At 63.6% G+C, this 15,511-nt stretch carries 11 protein-coding genes; 10 read left to right on the plus strand and 1 reads right to left on the minus strand.

The window, feature by feature from the left end; all coding sequences use genetic code 11:
* Positions 1-38: 38 nt before the first annotated feature.
* The 10 genes from LI72_RS11050 to LI72_RS11095 all read left to right on the plus strand — a co-directional run bounded on the left by LI72_RS11050 (position 39) and on the right by LI72_RS11095 (position 14,314).
* Complete coding sequence (locus LI72_RS11050) at positions 39-815, plus strand: SDR family NAD(P)-dependent oxidoreductase (protein ID WP_033925891.1); 777 nt, start codon at positions 39-41, stop codon at positions 813-815.
* Positions 815-1,306 carry a nuclear transport factor 2 family protein gene (locus tag LI72_RS11055; RefSeq protein ID WP_033925892.1) on the plus strand — a complete coding sequence of 164 codons (492 nt, stop codon included), beginning with the start codon at positions 815-817 and terminating at the stop codon, positions 1,304-1,306. Before LI72_RS11050 ends, LI72_RS11055 begins: the two co-directional genes overlap by 1 nt.
* Positions 1,307-1,446: 140 nt before the next feature.
* Entirely contained in the window at positions 1,447-3,273 is a 1,827-nt protein-coding gene (locus LI72_RS11060; protein WP_033925893.1) for a flavin-containing monooxygenase, read from the plus strand.
* Positions 3,274-3,301: 28 nt separating this feature from the next.
* Complete coding sequence (locus LI72_RS11065) at positions 3,302-4,693, plus strand: aromatic ring-hydroxylating oxygenase subunit alpha (protein WP_033926312.1); 1,392 nt, start codon at positions 3,302-3,304, stop codon at positions 4,691-4,693.
* A complete protein-coding gene (locus tag LI72_RS11070; protein WP_033925894.1) occupies positions 4,690-6,519 on the plus strand; it encodes a thiamine pyrophosphate-binding protein in 1,830 nt (609 codons plus the stop codon). Before LI72_RS11065 ends, LI72_RS11070 begins: the two co-directional genes overlap by 4 nt.
* Before the next feature lie 15 nt (positions 6,520-6,534).
* A complete protein-coding gene (locus tag LI72_RS11075) occupies positions 6,535-8,097 on the plus strand; it encodes a hypothetical protein (protein ID WP_231562442.1) in 1,563 nt (520 codons plus the stop codon).
* A gap of 29 nt (positions 8,098-8,126) precedes the next feature.
* Positions 8,127-9,536 (plus strand): aldehyde dehydrogenase family protein, encoded by a 1,410-nt coding sequence (locus tag LI72_RS11080; protein WP_033925895.1) that lies wholly within the window; start codon positions 8,127-8,129, stop codon positions 9,534-9,536.
* Between the two features lie 15 nt (positions 9,537-9,551).
* Positions 9,552-11,156, plus strand: a complete 1,605-nt coding sequence (locus tag LI72_RS11085) for an SMP-30/gluconolactonase/LRE family protein (RefSeq protein ID WP_033925896.1) — start codon at positions 9,552-9,554, stop codon at positions 11,154-11,156.
* A 93-nt stretch (positions 11,157-11,249) separates the two neighbouring features.
* Positions 11,250-12,662: an amidohydrolase family protein gene (locus tag LI72_RS11090; RefSeq protein ID WP_231562443.1), complete on the plus strand. Its 1,413-nt coding sequence runs from the start codon at positions 11,250-11,252 to the stop codon at positions 12,660-12,662.
* A gap of 152 nt (positions 12,663-12,814) precedes the next feature.
* Complete coding sequence (locus LI72_RS11095) at positions 12,815-14,314, plus strand: CoA-acylating methylmalonate-semialdehyde dehydrogenase (RefSeq protein ID WP_033925897.1); 1,500 nt, start codon at positions 12,815-12,817, stop codon at positions 14,312-14,314.
* 24 nt (positions 14,315-14,338) lie between these two features.
* Here LI72_RS11095 and LI72_RS11100 read toward each other — a convergent pair whose 3' ends face one another.
* Positions 14,339-15,448, minus strand: a complete 1,110-nt coding sequence (locus LI72_RS11100; protein WP_052129737.1) for a helix-turn-helix transcriptional regulator — start codon at positions 15,446-15,448, stop codon at positions 14,339-14,341.
* Positions 15,449-15,511: the final 63 nt, after the last annotated feature.

The following is a 15,511-nucleotide window of genomic DNA, read 5'->3' on the forward strand; positions in this document are numbered from 1 at the left end:
TGCTTGACAGTCGCGGCCCGACGCGGCGCATTGCGCGCATGCAGACAGCCATCATCACCGGCGCGGGTAGCGGCATAGGCCTCGGCACCGCCATCAAGCTTCACGAAATGGGCATGGCGATCGTCGGCGTGGGCCGCGATCCTGCCAAGCTTGCCAATCTGGAAAAGGCCATCGGCGATCCCGCAAGGCTCGCCACGCTTTCCATTGATGTGACGCATAAGGAGGCGCCGCAGCGGATCGTGGAGCTGGCGCTCGGCAGATTCGGTCGGATCGACTTCCTCGTCAACAATGCCGGCGCTGGCAGCCCCAAACCGCTGGACGAAACCGACGACGAGACGCTGGACGGCTTCCTGGACCTGATGCTCAAGGCGCCGTTCCGCCTGGCGCGCGAGGTCATTCCCCATCTGGGGCCGGGATCGGGCATCGTGAATGTCACCTCTACCTTTGCCATGATTGGCGGGCGTCGGGGCGGAGCCTATTCCGCAGCCAAGGGCGGCCTCAAGTCACTGACCGAGCATATGGCGTGCGAATATGGCCCGCGCGGCATCCGTTCCAATTGCGTCGCTCCGGGCGTGACGATGACGGACATGGTGCGTCACCGTTTCGAGGATGAGACCTTTCGGCGCAACAATGTCGAAACCACGCCTTATCCGCGCCTGGCCGAGGTCGAGCACGTCGCAAGCACCATAGCCTTTCTGTGCAGCCCCGGCGCGGAACTCATCAACGGCCAGTCGATCGTCGTCGATGGCGGCTGGACCCGGACCAAATATCTCAGCCCGCGGGCGCTGACCTCGCGCTGGGTGGAGGAGGACTGATGACCGACATGATTGCTGCCGATTACGGCATTCGCCAGTTGCACGCCCGTTTTGTGGATGCGGTCTGGCGACAGGATGCCGAGGCCTTTGCCGCCTGCTGGAGCGAGGACGGCCTTTGGAAGATTGCTGGTATGGAGGTTCAGGGGCGGGCCGCGCTGGTCGATGCCTGCCGCCAGTTGCTCGGGCGGTGCAAGCGCATTCATCTTCTGTGCGGGCCTGCGATGCTGAAGCCCGAAGGAAGCGGCGTGATCGGCCGACTGAACATCACCGAGTTTGCAACCATGAACGACGGTTCCACGGCCATGACCATCGGCTGGTACCATGATCGCTATGTCGAAGAGAGCGGCCAATGGCGGTTCGCCCTGCGTCACTGGAGTTTCAAGTATCGCGGCCCGCCGGACCTGACCGGTACCTATATCGACACGCCGGACTACGGAGCCTTTCCGGCATTTCCGGCTGCGGACGAGCCGACCTTCGTCCGCAAGGGCTGAGCGCACCCTGCGGATATCGCGGTGGCGCTATCCGCTGCGGAAGGCATAGCTCCGATTGACGTTAATCAACAGTGCTGTTGATAACAGTGCCATGCCAAGCGCGCCAGACGCTGCACAATAGCGAGAGATGGATGTCTGCCATGCCCTGCCAAACCACAACCGTACCTTCGGCGGACAGGCTGGATATTTCCGCGCTGCGCGAGAAATACAGGATCGAGAAGGAGCGCCGCTTGCGGCGTGATGGTCAGGCGCAATATGTGCGCCTGGGCAATGGTGGAACCGATGATTATGCAGTCGATCCCTATACTCCGGTCGCGCCGCGCGCGCCGATCACCGAAGAGTTGGACGTGCTGGTGCTGGGAGCCGGCTGGGGCGGCATCATTGCCAGCTATCATCTGGCTCGCGAAGGCGTGACCAGCATCCGGAATGTCGATACGGCGGGCGACTTCGGCGGGGTCTGGTACTGGAACAAATATCCGGGCGTCCAGTGCGACAATGATGCCTATTGCTACCTGCCGCTGCTGGAAGAGATGGGTTTTCTCCCGTCGAAGAAATTCGCGGACGGTGCAGAGATTCAGGCCTATGCCCGCTCGATCGCCGATCGCTTCGGCTTTGCCGAAAAGGCGCTGCTGCACACCCAGGTGACAAGCTTCAAATGGGATGAGACCGATCGTCGCTGGACCGTTACGAGCAATCGCGGCGACATTCTTCGGCCCCGGTTCGTGGTCATGGCGCCGGGCGTGCTCAATATGCCCAAGCTGCCTGCGATCAAGGGCATCGACAGCTTTCGCGGCAAGCTGTTCCATACGTCGCGCTGGGACTATGGCTATACCGGCGGCAGCGAAACGAGCCCGGTTCTGGACAGGCTGACCGACAAGCGAGTCGCCATCGTCGGCACCGGTGCCACCGCCATCCAGGCGATACCGCATCTCGCGCGGCATGCCAGGCATCTGTATGTCATCCAGCGCACGCCCTCGACCGTGGATGAGCGACCCAATCCGCCGACCGATCCCGAATGGGCAAGCACCCTGCAGCCCGGCTGGCAGCAGCAGCGCATCGCCAATTTCCATCGCGGCGCACAGGAAGTGTTCCTGCCCGGCGAAGACGATCTGATCTGCGACATCTGGACCGAGATCAACCGCAACCTCGCCGCTGAGATTGCCGCCGAAGGGCGCGAATTGACCATGGAAGAGTTCATGGAGAAGCGCGAATTGATGGACTTTCGCGTCATGGAGCGTCTGCGCGCGCGCTGCGACGAGCTGGTCAATGATCCGGCAGCGGCGGAGGCGCTGAAGCCCTGGTATCACCACATGTGCAAGCGGCCGCTGTCGAGCAACGACTATTATCCCACATTCAATCGTGACAACGTAACCTTGGTCGATGTTTCCGACACACTGGGCATTCAGGAGCTCACGGAGACTGGTTTCATCGCCAATGGCGTCGAACATCCCGTCGATTGTGTCATTTTCGCCAGCGGATTCGAGGTCACGTCCGATCTCGACCGGCGGTGGGGCATTCCCGCATTTGAAGGTGTCGGAGGGCTATCGATCTACGATCACTGGGGCAATGGCCCGCTCACCTTTCATGGCGTAACGACCCATGGTTTTCCGAACATGGCGTTCATCGGCTATATCCAGGGCGGGGTGAATTCGTCCGTGACCGAACAGTTCGGCAAGCAGGGGCAGCATGCCGCCTGGATCTTTGCCGAATGCCTGCGGCGAGGCGTCACTCGGGTCGAGCCCAGCCAGGCAGCACAGGACGAATATGTCCGCACCTTCCAGGAGATCAAGCCGGACATCACGGCTCTGCAGGCGCGCTGCCCCCCGGGATATTTCAACAACGAGGGCGAGACCAACCCCAAATGGGCGCTGTTTCCGGGCTGGGGCTATGGCTGGGACAATTTCGACGCGATGATGGCGGACTGGCGGGCGCGCGGCGACATGGCCGGCATGGAACTGGCCAGTTGAGGGCGGTCTGGCAGACGGGATGGGTGCGATGAGCGGAACCACGGATGAGAGACCGATCCTTTCGGTAGAGGATCTCGCCTCCGAGCGGGCGGCCACCTATGGCACCGAAGCGTTTCTTTCGGCAGATTATGCTGCAGCGGAAAAGGAGCGGCTCTGGCCGCGCGTATGGCAGATGGCGGGTCGGCTGGAGGACATTCCGGAGCCGGGCGACTTCATGACCTACGATATCTGCGACGACTCGATCATCATCGTGCGCACCGGGCCGGACACCATCAAGGCGTTCCACAACGTGTGTTCGCACCGGGGGCGGCAGCTCGTCGATACGCCTGATACGGTCAACGGCGTGCGCGGCAAGGCCCGCAATTTCGTCTGCGCCTTTCATGGCTGGACCTATGACCTGGATGGCAACTGCACCTATATTCTCGACAAGGACGACTGGCACGGTGCGCTCGATTCCACTTGCACGTCGCTGTCGCCGGTCCGCGTCGATACGTGGGGCGGGTTCATCTATGTCGACATGCGCGAAGATGGCGAAAGCCTGGAGGAGTTTCTCGGCGACGCAGGGCGCATCCTCAAGCATTTCGAGTTCGAGAAGATGCGCTATAAATGGCGCCAATGGGTGATCTATCCGGCCAACTGGAAGACGTCGCTCGAAGCGTTCATGGAGCCATATCACACCACGACCACGCACAATCAGCTGACCGCCTATGCGGAATTCTATGCCTATTCCAAGGCCTATGGGCTGCATTCGGTCTCCGGCTTCGATCAGCGCAAGCAGTCCGAGACAACGACCCAGGGCGGTTCGGTCAGCCGCGCGGGCAAGGGCGACGACCCGCGCGTCTCGACCTACGAACTGGCACGCGAGAACTATACCACCATCAACTATTCGGCATCGACCGATACGCTGATCGCGGCGGCGGCGCGGCTGAAAGACGAACTGCCCGAGACCGCGACCGTGGCTGAGGTAATGGCGCACTGGATGAAGAGCGCGAAGGCCGATGACGCCGCGCGCGGCGTCATCTGGCCCGAAATTCCGCCCGAAGTGATGGCAGAGGCCGGGCTCGCCTGGAGCCTTTTCCCCAACCAGAACATCCTGCAGGGCGTCACCTTCGCCCTGTGCTACCGCGCGCGGCCGTACGGCAACGATCCCGACAAGTGCATTTTCGAGGCCTATGCCCTGGAACGCTATCCCGAGGGCGAGGAACCCAGGACCGAATGGGTCTATGCCGAACCAAACCAGGAGAACTGGGGGCTGGTGCTGGCACAGGACTTCGCCAACATGAAGTGGGTGCACAAGGGCATGAAATCTCGGGGCTTCCGCGGCGCGCTGCCCAATCCCCACCAGGAACAGAAAATCATCAACATGCACCGCAACCTTGCCGAGTTCATGGGGACCGGCGCACCGAGGAAACTTCTATGAGCTATGATGATCCCAAGCCCGCACAGCCGATATCGCTTCTGCCAGGACAGGCAGCCCCGAAGAACACCTCGACCTCGGAGCTGAAGCTCAAGGCTGGCGGCACCCCGGTCTACAAACGCATTCTCGACCTGTTCGAGGCCGAAGGCATCCGCACCCTGTTCGGCATTCCCGACCCCAATTTCGTGCACATGTGCCTGGAGGCAGAGCGTCGGGGCTGGACCGTCGTATCGCCGCATCATGAAGCATCGGCAGGGTTCATGGCAGAAGCTGCCAGCCGCATTACCGGCAAGCCCGCGCTCTGCTTCGGCACGCTTGGCCCCGGCCTTGCCAATATGATGCCCGCCATCCAGTGCTGCAAGGTCGAGAATTCTCCTGTGATCTTCCTCGGCGGGCAGCGGGCGCGCGTGACCGAGCGGCGTGTGCGCCGCGGTCGCATCCAGTTCGTCCGCCAGGAACCCATGATTGAGGATTCGGTCAAATATTCCGGGGCCATCGAATATGCGGATCAGACCGACGAGGTGATCCGCGAGGCCATTCGGGTGGCCATGTCGGGCACCCCCGGACCGACCTATGTCGAATATCCCAGCCACGTCATCCTGGAGGAACTGGACGCACCGCCAGTGCTGCCGCCGCACCGCTATCGCCTGACCAACCAGGGGGCCGATGGCGATCGTATCATCGAGGCGGCCGAGGCGATCTTGGCTGCGAAGAACCCAATCCTGCTGGTCGGCCATGCCGTTCACACCACTAGGTCCGGCGAGGCGGTCAAGGAACTGGCGCTGAAGATGAACTGCCCGGTGATCCAGACCTCGGGCGGCACCAGCTACATCAAGGGCCTCGAGGATCGGACGTTCCAGTATGTGTTCTCTGACGCATCAATCGAGGCTGTGGAAGCATCGGACTGTGTCGTGGCGCTCGCCACGGAGCTGGGTGAACCGGTGCATTTCGGCCGCTGGCGTCACTGGTATGCGGGTGAGGCGGATCGCAAGTGGATCTATGTGCAGCAGGACCCGACCGCGATCGGTGTCAACCGCCCGATCGACATCCCGCTGGTCGGGGACGTGCGCGCCGTGGTGCCGCAGCTGACGCGGGCGCTGGGCGAGGGACGTCCAGCAGATGAGGCATTGCACAAGTTCATGCGCGACGGTCAGGCCGAGCTGGACCAGCTGGCCGAGGAATCGCTGACCAAGAGCGACGGTACCGGCAACGTGCCCATTCATACCTCGCGCTTCATCGTGGAGGCGACCAAGGCCTTCCCCGAAGGCGGCATCATGATCCGCGATGGTGGCGCATCGGTGGTGTTCGGCTGGACCTATAACCAGTGCAAGCCCAATGACGTGATCTGGAACCAGAATTACGGCCATATCGGCACCGGCCTGCCTTATGCGACCGGAGCCATGCTGGCCGACCAGGCCGAAACCGGTCAGGTGCGTCCGGGCATGCTGATCACGTCGGACAGCTCGTTCCTGTTCCACATTGCAGAGCTGGAGGTGGCGGTGCGTCGCAACCTGCCTCTGGTCTGCGTGGTGGCCGTCGACTTCCAATGGGGCCTCGAGGTGGGCGTGTACAAGCGTACCTTCGGTCAGGGGACGGAGGAAACCGGCACGCACTGGTCCGACAAGGTACGTTTCGACAAGATTGCTGAAGGCCTGGGTGCGCATGGCGAATTCTTGACAAGGGCGGACGAGATCGGCCCTGCCATCGCGCGCGCCTATGCCAAGGGTGGCCCGGCGGTGATCCATGTCGCGATCGATCCCAAGGCGAATTCGGAAGAGATGCCGAAATACGATCGCTTCCGCACCTGGTATGCGGAAGGAACGCAATAAAGAAGGATTGGCAGGGTGGCCAGAAAGCGCAGAAAGTTCCCGCATGGCCATCGGCTGATTTCGAGCCTCGGCCCCGCCATACTGGCTATCCCGGCATTGGCGCAAGCCGGTCCGGCATCGGCTCCGGCCGGGCCGGGCGAGCTGGCCTCTCTGCCCCGGCTTGCCGAGGTGGACCCGCGTTTCCTTTCGTACAATGTGGAAATGGTCGAGGTGACCGGCGGTCGCTTCTGGGCACCTTATGGCGGTCCGCCCGACGAGATGTATCGGATGCGCCCCCCGGAAGACCTCACCAACCGGAGGCTGCGGGCACTGACACGCCATCTCGGTCCCAGCTATATGCGGGTCAGCGGCACCTGGGCCAACACGACCTATCTCGAAGCGCCGGGCGAGAATTTGTCGGCTCCGCCCGCGGGTTATCGGCAGGTGCTCACCCGCGCTCAATGGCAGGGCGTTCTGGCATTTGCCAGAGCCGTGAATGCGCGCATCGGCACCAGCTTCGCCGTCGGTGACGGCACGCGCGGCCCCGATGGCGTCTGGCGGAACGACCAGGCACAGCGGCTGATCGATCTGACCCGGCAGTCCGGTGGAGAAATCGCCTTTGCCGAATTCATCAATGAGCCGAATGCGGCGGGGCTCGGTGGCCTGCCCAAGGGCTATGGGGTCAAGGATTACACCCGCGATTTCGCCCTGTTCCTGAAATGGGCCAGAAAGGCGGCACCGGACATGCGGATCATCGGTCCGGGCGGTGTCGGAGAAGGGGCTGGGCTGGACCGCATTCCGGTGGCGGTCCGCGAGAACCTGCTGCTCACCGAAAAGCTCATGGAAGCGAGTCCGGGAACGCTGGACGGTGTTTCCTATCATTTCTACGGGGCCGTGTCGCAACGCTGCAAGGGCTCCAGCATCGGCATCGCAGACAAGGACAGCGCTCTGGAGCCCAGCTGGCTGGACCTGACCCTTCGCGATTGGCGCTACTATTCCGGCCTCAGGGACCGGTTCGAACCGGGCGACGATATCTGGGTAACCGAAACCGCGCAGGCAGCCTGCGGTGGCAGTCCCTGGGCATCCACGTTTCTCGACAGCTTCCGCTATGTGAACCAGCTCGGGCTGCTCGCGCAGAAGGGCGTCAAGGTGGTGTTTCACAACACCTTGGCCGCGTCCGACTATGCGCTGATAGATCGCGATACCCACCAGCCTCGTCCCAATTACTGGGCAGCAGTGCTGTGGAAGCGCATCATGGGGACCACGGTTCTGAAGGCTCCGGCTTCTCCATCGGTACAAGTGCGGCTTTACGCCCATTGTCTGACTGGAACGCGCGGCGGCGTAGGGCTGGCAGCGCTGAACATCGGCGAGGCACATCAGAGCCTGGACGCGCCATCGGGAGCCGACGTCTGGACGATGACAGCCGAACCGATCGATAGCGCGCAGGTGAAGGTCAACGGCAAGCGGCCTGAACTGGCGGCCGATGGTGCGCTGGCCGGTCTCAAGCCCATCCGGGCAAAGGGATCCATCGCGCTGCCTGCCCGATCAATCACCTTCATCGCGGTCAGAGGCGTGCGCAATGCAGCCTGCAAGAGCTGACAGCCGACACTAGATTTCAGGAGAGCGCCATGCGTAACTGCACCCAATTCTACATCGACGGACGCTGGACGGACCCTGTCACCCCGGCGACCGCAGATGTGATCAACCCAGCCACCGAGCAGGTTTCGGGTGTAATCTCGCTGGGATCGGAGGCGGATGTCGATCTGGCCGTCAAGGCTGCGCGATGTGCCTTTGGCAGCTGGTCGCAATCCAGCGTAGCGGAGCGGCTTGACCTTCTCCGGGCGATCCAGGCCGGATATGCAGCGCGGATGCAGGAACTGGGCGAGGCGGTGACCGAAGAAATGGGCGCCCCGCTATCGCTGGGCACCGGCTTCCATGTCGGGCTGGGGGCGGGTCATCTGCAGACGGCGATCGAGGTGCTCGAAACCTTCCGCTTCGAAGAGCAGAAGGGCCCGACCCTGCTGGTCAGGGAACCGATCGGCGTGTGCGGTCTCATCACGCCATGGAACTGGCCGCTCAATCAAGTGACAGTGAAGGTATTTCCGGCACTCGCAACCGGCTGCACCACGGTCCTCAAGCCGCCCCAGCTGGCACCTTACTCTGCCCAGATCCTGGCGGAAATCCTGGACAAGGCCGGGGTTCCGGCAGGCGTGTTCAACATGGTGCAGGGCAAGGGTAGCGTCATCGGCGCTGCGCTGTCACGCCATCCGGATGTCGACATGATCAGCTTTACCGGGTCAGAACCGGTTGGTGTGCAGATCAGCAAGGATGCTGCCGATACGGTGAAGCGCGTGGGGCTGGAACTGGGCGGCAAGAGCGCCTGGGTGATCCTGGATGACGACCAGCTCGCTGCCAATGTGGCTGCGGCGACATCGGGGATGATGGTCAATGCCGGGCAGACCTGCTCCGCCGGGTCGCGCCTGCTCGTCCCCAATGCCCGCTTGGCAGAGGCACTGGCTGCGGCGAGGTCCGCTGCCGAGACGGTGACCGTGGGCGATCCGCTGTCGGATGTCGCTATGGGGCCGGTCGTATCGAAGGCGCAGTGGAATGTCGTGCAGGATTACATTGCCAAGGGACTGGACGAAGGTGCCGAATTGATTGCAGGCGGTCTGGGTCGTCCGGAGGGGATTGACAGAGGTTATTTCTGCAAGCCCACCGTCTTTCGCGGCACCAACGACATGGTGATCGCGCGCGAGGAAATCTTCGGGCCGGTGCTCGTGATCATCGGCTATGACGATATGGACGATGCGGTCGCCATCGCCAATGACAGCCCGTTCGGTCTGGGTGGCTATGTCAGCGGGCAGGACCGTGACACGGCCATTGCCATTGCCCGCCGGATGCGCACGGGCGCCATCTGGGTCAATGGCGGGTTCGATTTTCATGCCCCCTTTGGCGGCTACAAGCGGTCGGGCAACGGGCGCGAATGGGGCGAGCACGGCTTTGCCGAATATCTAGAGGTCAAATCGATCATAGGCTGACGGGGAACCAACGCCATGCTGCCAAGCCGTTACGCCGCCCCCGCCGCCAGCATCGTGGCCGAAGGCTGGCTCCTGTCGCGCCTCACCCCGCCGAGCCGCCTCTATGGCGCCAACGGTCTTACTACCGGGCCGGACGGGCGCATCTGGGTGGCGCAGGTGCCCGCCAGCCAGGTCAGCGCGATCAATCCTGATACCGGCGCGATCGAGGTCATCAGCCCGATAGGCGGCGATATCGTCGCGCCCGATGATCTGGTGTTCGACGACAAGGGCAATCTCTACCTGACCGAAATCACGCTCGGCCGGGTCGCCATGCGCAGCCCTGATGGCACGACGCGCGTGGTGCGGGGCGATATTCCGGTGGCCAATCCGATCACCTGGCATCAGGGTCGCCTGTTTGCGGGCGAATGCCGCATGGGTGCTCGCATCATGGAGCTTGACCCGGCAGGCGGCGACCCCCGGGTCATTCTGGATGGCGTGCCCATGGCCAATGCCTTTCAGATCGGCCCGGATGGCAAGCTGTACGTTCCGGTCATGGGGGCGAACGAGATCTGGCGGGTTGATGTGGAAACCGGCGAGCATGATGTCGTGGCAGGCTCTCTCGGGGTTCCGGACAGCGTCAAGTTCGACGGCAAGGGGCGAATCGTCTCGACCCAGGTCGCGAGCGGTGAAGTCCTGCGGATCGATCCGCAGAGCGGCACGCGCGAGACGCTCGCCAATCTTGGGCCGGGTCTGGACAATGTGACCTTTGTCGGGGAGCGGCTGTTCGTTTCCAGCATCAACGGATCGGTCACCGAAATCCTGGGCGAGGGTAACACTCGTCCGCTGGTCCAGCGTGGGCTGCAATGGCCTCTGGGTATTGCAGCTGCCGATGACGGTCAGGTTTTCGTATGCGATGGCGTGTTCGGCTATGCGCTCGACCGGGCAGCCGCGGGGATCGACGCGCTGCGGCTGGTCGGCATGGCCTTCTGGCCCGGCAGCCCCGGCTATCTGCGCGGTGCGGCACCGGGCGGCGCACCAGGCGAATGGCTGGTGACGACCGGGCTCGGCATGGTGGCGCGCTATCGGCCTGCAGCAGGCGAAAGCGACTTTCTGGCCAGCGGTTACGACCAATTGATGGGGATAGCGGTTGCGGGCGCAGGCACTGTGGCGTTTGCGGAATATGGCACCGGCTGCGTTCATCTGATCGAAGGGGCCGAGCCGCGCCGCCTGGCGGAGGGTCTGGACCAGCCCATGGGCATCGGCTGGATCGACCAGACGGTCATCGTCGCAGAGGCCGGTGCTGGGCGCGTGACCGCGATCGATGACTCCGGCAAATCCCGGACGCTGGTCGAAGGCCTTGGCCGACCCGAAGGTCTTTGCGTCCGCAATGCCAAGGTCCTCGTCCTCGATGCGCTCGGCAAGCGGCTGGTGCAGATCGATCCGCAATCGGGCAGCGTGACGGAGCTTGCGTGCAACCTGCCGGTTGGTGCGCCCGCCGGGGTGCTGCCGCATTTCCTGGGGCCTATCGGTGACATGGCAGGGCCGATGGTCAATTTCGCGGACATCGCCTGCGCACCCGATGGGACGATCCTGATCGCCGGCGATGCCGAGGGAAGCGTGCTAGCGCTGCGCGAGGCTTGAGCGGCCCCATTGACCCCGCCGCGCGCAGCCCCGGCAGTTCCCTTTTCCGATGTCCTGCCCTAGGCTGGCCCGGTCCACGCCGAGAGGTTTTCCGTGTCAGCGCCCAAGCCCGTCCTGCGCCCTATCGTTTTCCGCGAAGCCGAGATTGCGGACGGTGAAACGTGCGACGTCCTGGTCGTGCACGACGAAATCGTCGCGGTCGGCAGCGTAAACCCGCCGCAGGATGCCATGGTGGTCGACGCGAACGGCGCGCGGCTGCTGCCGGGGCTCCACGATCACCACATTCATGTCGCCGCCAGTGTCGCTGCGATGCAATCGGTGCGCTGTGGCCCTCCCGAGGTGACCGATCTGAAAGGCCTTGGCCAGGCATTGGGACGGCCGGGTGAAGGCTGGCTGCGCGGGGTCGGCTATCACGAAAGCGTAGCCGGTCTGCCCGACCGGCATCTGCTCGACGAACTCGCCTCGCATCGCCCGGTACGGGTTCAGCACCGTTCGGGGCGCATGTGGTTCTTCAATTCGGCAGGGCTGGACATCCTGCTGGCAGATCATGCGCCGCCGCCCGGTCTGGAACGGCAGGCCGGCGAATGGACCGGCAGGCTTTTCGACGAGGACAGCTGGCTGCGGTCAGCCTTGGCAGCAACGCCACCGGTCTTCGACGCTGTGGGCGGGGCGCTGGCCCGGCTGGGCATTACCGGGCTGACCGAAATGTCGCCAGCCAACGCGCTTGTCGAGGCCGGTCATTTTGCCGCCCAGATGGTGTGCGGTGCCCTGCCGCAGCGGGTGGTTCTGGCCGGATCGCTGGCATTGGGGGAATGGCAGCCGCAGGACCGGCTGGCGCTCGGTCCGTTCAAGCTGCACCTGCATGAAGCGCATTTTCCGGATTGGGACGAGACGCTGGCCGCGATCAGGGCAGCGCGCGAGCAGGGCAGGGGCACCGCCGTGCACTGCGTGTCCGAGGCCGAGCTCGTCTTCACGCTCGGTCTGTTCGCGGAACTGGGGGTAACGAAGCTCGACCGGATCGAGCATGGCTCGGTTATCCCCGATGCACTGCTCGAGACGCTTTTGCATATGGGGCTTCCGGTGGTGGTGCAGGCCGGGTTCGTGGAAACCCGGGGCGATCAGTATCTCGCCGATATTCCTCAGGTGGAATGGCCCTGGCTCTACCGGCTCGCCAGCTTGCAGGATGCGGGGCTGGTGATCGCGGGCGGAAGCGATTCGCCCTATGGCGGCGCTGACCCCTGGGCCGCGATGCGCTCCGCCGTGGAGCGCATGACATTGGCAGGCCAGCTGTTCGGGCCGCAAGAGGCGCTCAGCCCGGAGCGGGCGCTTGCCCTCTATCTTGCCGACCCGTTCGATCTTGGCCGGATCCGGCAGATCGAGCCAGGCGTGGCCGCCGATCTTTGCCTGCTGGACCGGCCATGGTCGCAGGCGCGTGATATCCTGTTGGCGCAACGGGTGCGGATGACTGTCTGCTGCGGCACGGTTGTCTATCGCGCCGACGACTAGGGCACGAGCTTCGCCAGAGCGGGGCGGAGGCCGATTCTGATCGCCCTAGCGTTCTTTCGCTGCACGACGGCGATGCAGGGCTTCTGCCTCTTGCCGCTCCGCTGCCCAGCTTGCAGTGCGGAACAGAATTGCCAGCATGGGAGTGCGCGAAAATGCGTCTTGTCGATCACGTCATCGCCGGGGGTACTGCCGGCCTGTCTCAGGGCCGTCGCGGTGCCGTCATGGATCCAAACAACGGCTGCCAGCAGGCTGAGGTCGTTCTGGGCGCGAGCGATGCGCTCGAGCGTGCTGTCGCCGCTGCCAAGGCCGCGCAACCGGCCTGGGCAGCAACCAACCCGCAGCGGCGCGCGCGAGTTATGTTCGCGTTCAAGCACCTGATCGAGACGAACATGGACGATCTGGCGCTGATGCTCTCGCAAGAGCATGGCAAGGTCATTGCTGATGCCAAGGGGGATATCCAGCGCGGATTGGAGGTTGTCGAGTTCGTCTGCGGGGTACCGCACCTGCAAAAGGGCGAATATACCCAAGGCGCAGGGCCGGGCATTGATGTCTTCTCGATGCGTCAGCCGATCGGCATCGGTGCAGGCATTACCCCGTTCAACTTTCCGGCGATGATCCCGCTTTGGATGGGTGCCGTCGCACTGGCCGTCGGCAATGCCTTCATCCTCAAGCCTTCCGAGCGTAATCCTTCGGTGCCCAACCGGATTGCCGAGCTTTGGAGTGAGGCGGGGCTGCCTGACGGAGTTTTCCAGGTCGTGCATGGCGACAAGGAGATGGTCGATGCGATTCTTGATCACCCTGCCATTGGTGCGGTCAGCTTTGTCGGATCGTCGGATATCGCCAATTATGTCTATCAGCGCGGTGCTGCCGCTGGAAAGCGCGTTCAGGCGATGGGCGGTGCCAAGAATCACGGTATCGTGATGCCCGATGCCGATCTGGACCAGGTGGTGAACGATCTGTGCGGCGCGGCTTTCGGCTCGGCGGGCGAACGCTGCATGGCGCTGCCGGTGGTCGTTCCCGTTGGCGAAGAGACGGCCGAGCGTCTGCGCGAGAAGCTGGTACCGGCGATCCACGCGCTCAAGGTCGGTATTTCGACCGATCCCGAGGCGCAATATGGCCCGGTGGTGACGGCTCAGCACAAGGCAAGCATCGAACGCTGGATCCAGACCGCGGTCGACGAGGGGTCGGAGCTGGTCATCGACGGTCGCGGCTATTTGCTCCAGGGCCACGAACAGGGCTATTTCATGGGGCCGACGCTGCTCGACCATGTGCGCCCCGACATGAGCAGCTATCACAACGAAATTTTCGGGCCGGTACTGCAGATCGTGCGTGCCTGCGATTTCGAAGAGGCGCTGGCGCTGCCGTCGCAGCATCAATATGGCAACGGCGTGGCCATCTTCACCCGCAACGGCCATGCAGCGCGCGAATTCGCCAATCGCGTGCATGTCGGCATGGTGGGAATCAACGTGCCGATTCCTGTGCCCGTTGCCTATCATTCCTTCGGCGGCTGGAAGCGGTCAGGTTATGGCGATACCGACCAGTACGGGCTGGACGGCATCCGCTTCTGGACGCGCGCAAAGAAGGTCACGGCTCGCTGGCCCGATGGCGGCTCGGATGGATCGAATGCTTTTGTCATCCCGACGCTCGGCTGAGACGGGCTCTATAGGCAAGCGGCTTCAGGCCAAGGGTGCAAGGCCGCACAGGATATGGCGGACCAGATCGGCCTGGCCCCTCGATCCGGTCCTCGCGTAGATGCGCTTGGAATAATTGCGCGCGGTCTCGTCGGTCAGATGGAGCTCCCGCCCGGCTGCCACGATCGTCTCGCCGCGGCTGATCTTTTGCGCCAGCGCAGCCTCCCGCCGGGACAGGCGATACTGGTCGCGCAAGATGGCTGTGCCCTGGCGCTCATCCTCGCGCACGGGGACGCGCAACGTGGCGATGGCGACAGGCTGCGCCAACGAAGGCAGCGTCGGCAGCGCGGCTGGCTGCAGCATCAGCGACAGGTCGTCGTTCACGGGGATCAGCAGAGGTTCGGCCATGATGTGGCCTGCCGCCAGCGAGGCGCAACAGCGCTCTAGCCTATCGGCTACCGCAAGTGGCAGCAGCAGCTTGCGGCCCGAGCGGCCGTCAGGGGGGGCGACAAAGGCGAGCAGCCGCTCTGCCATGGCATCGGCCAGCAGGACCCGGCCCGTCTCGTCGAGCGCGACCTGACCAATGCCTAGCCGCGCAAGCGTCGACTGGGCAAGGGTCCGCGCCATCCGTTCCTCCGAAATCGCGATGAACGCGCGTAGCGCTGCCTGCAGATACGGTGCGGTCGATGACAGAGTCGCCACCGCTCCCGAACTGAAATCCTCCTTTTCTCGCGTCAACAATATCCAGGCGTCGACGAGCCGGTTCACGGTCACGCGCATCCAGCGGCCGAAGCGGATATTCAGGGCGCCCAGCGCTGCTCGCTGCTCGTTCAGCAGGACGGCATCGTCATAATCGAGCAGCTCGTCGATCGCATAGACACGCGCCGGTCGCAGCGAGCGGAGGGGCTGCAGCTTCAACCTGTGCAACGCTTCGGCATCCAGCGGTGGATCCTGGGCCGCGCGCGGCGCTGCGAGGTGGAGAAAGGCAGAATCGGCTTCGTGCGGAGCTTCGGTGGGGGCGATCAGCATCACCGCGCGCCGCGCCTGGGTGCGTGCCATCAGCGCCGCCAGGAAATGCTGCCATTGCCCCAGCTCGCGGATCCCCTCGACCAGAGGCAGGAAAATATCGTCCTGGCGAGATGAATCGATGATCATGCCGTTTTGCTCCCATATGGGAGTTACGGATGAGCCGATCGAGGGCGATTGGCAAGTCTGGAA

This window comes from Sphingomonas sp. 35-24ZXX (assembly GCF_000786215.1).
Classification (GTDB): Bacteria; Pseudomonadota; Alphaproteobacteria; order Sphingomonadales; family Sphingomonadaceae; genus Blastomonas.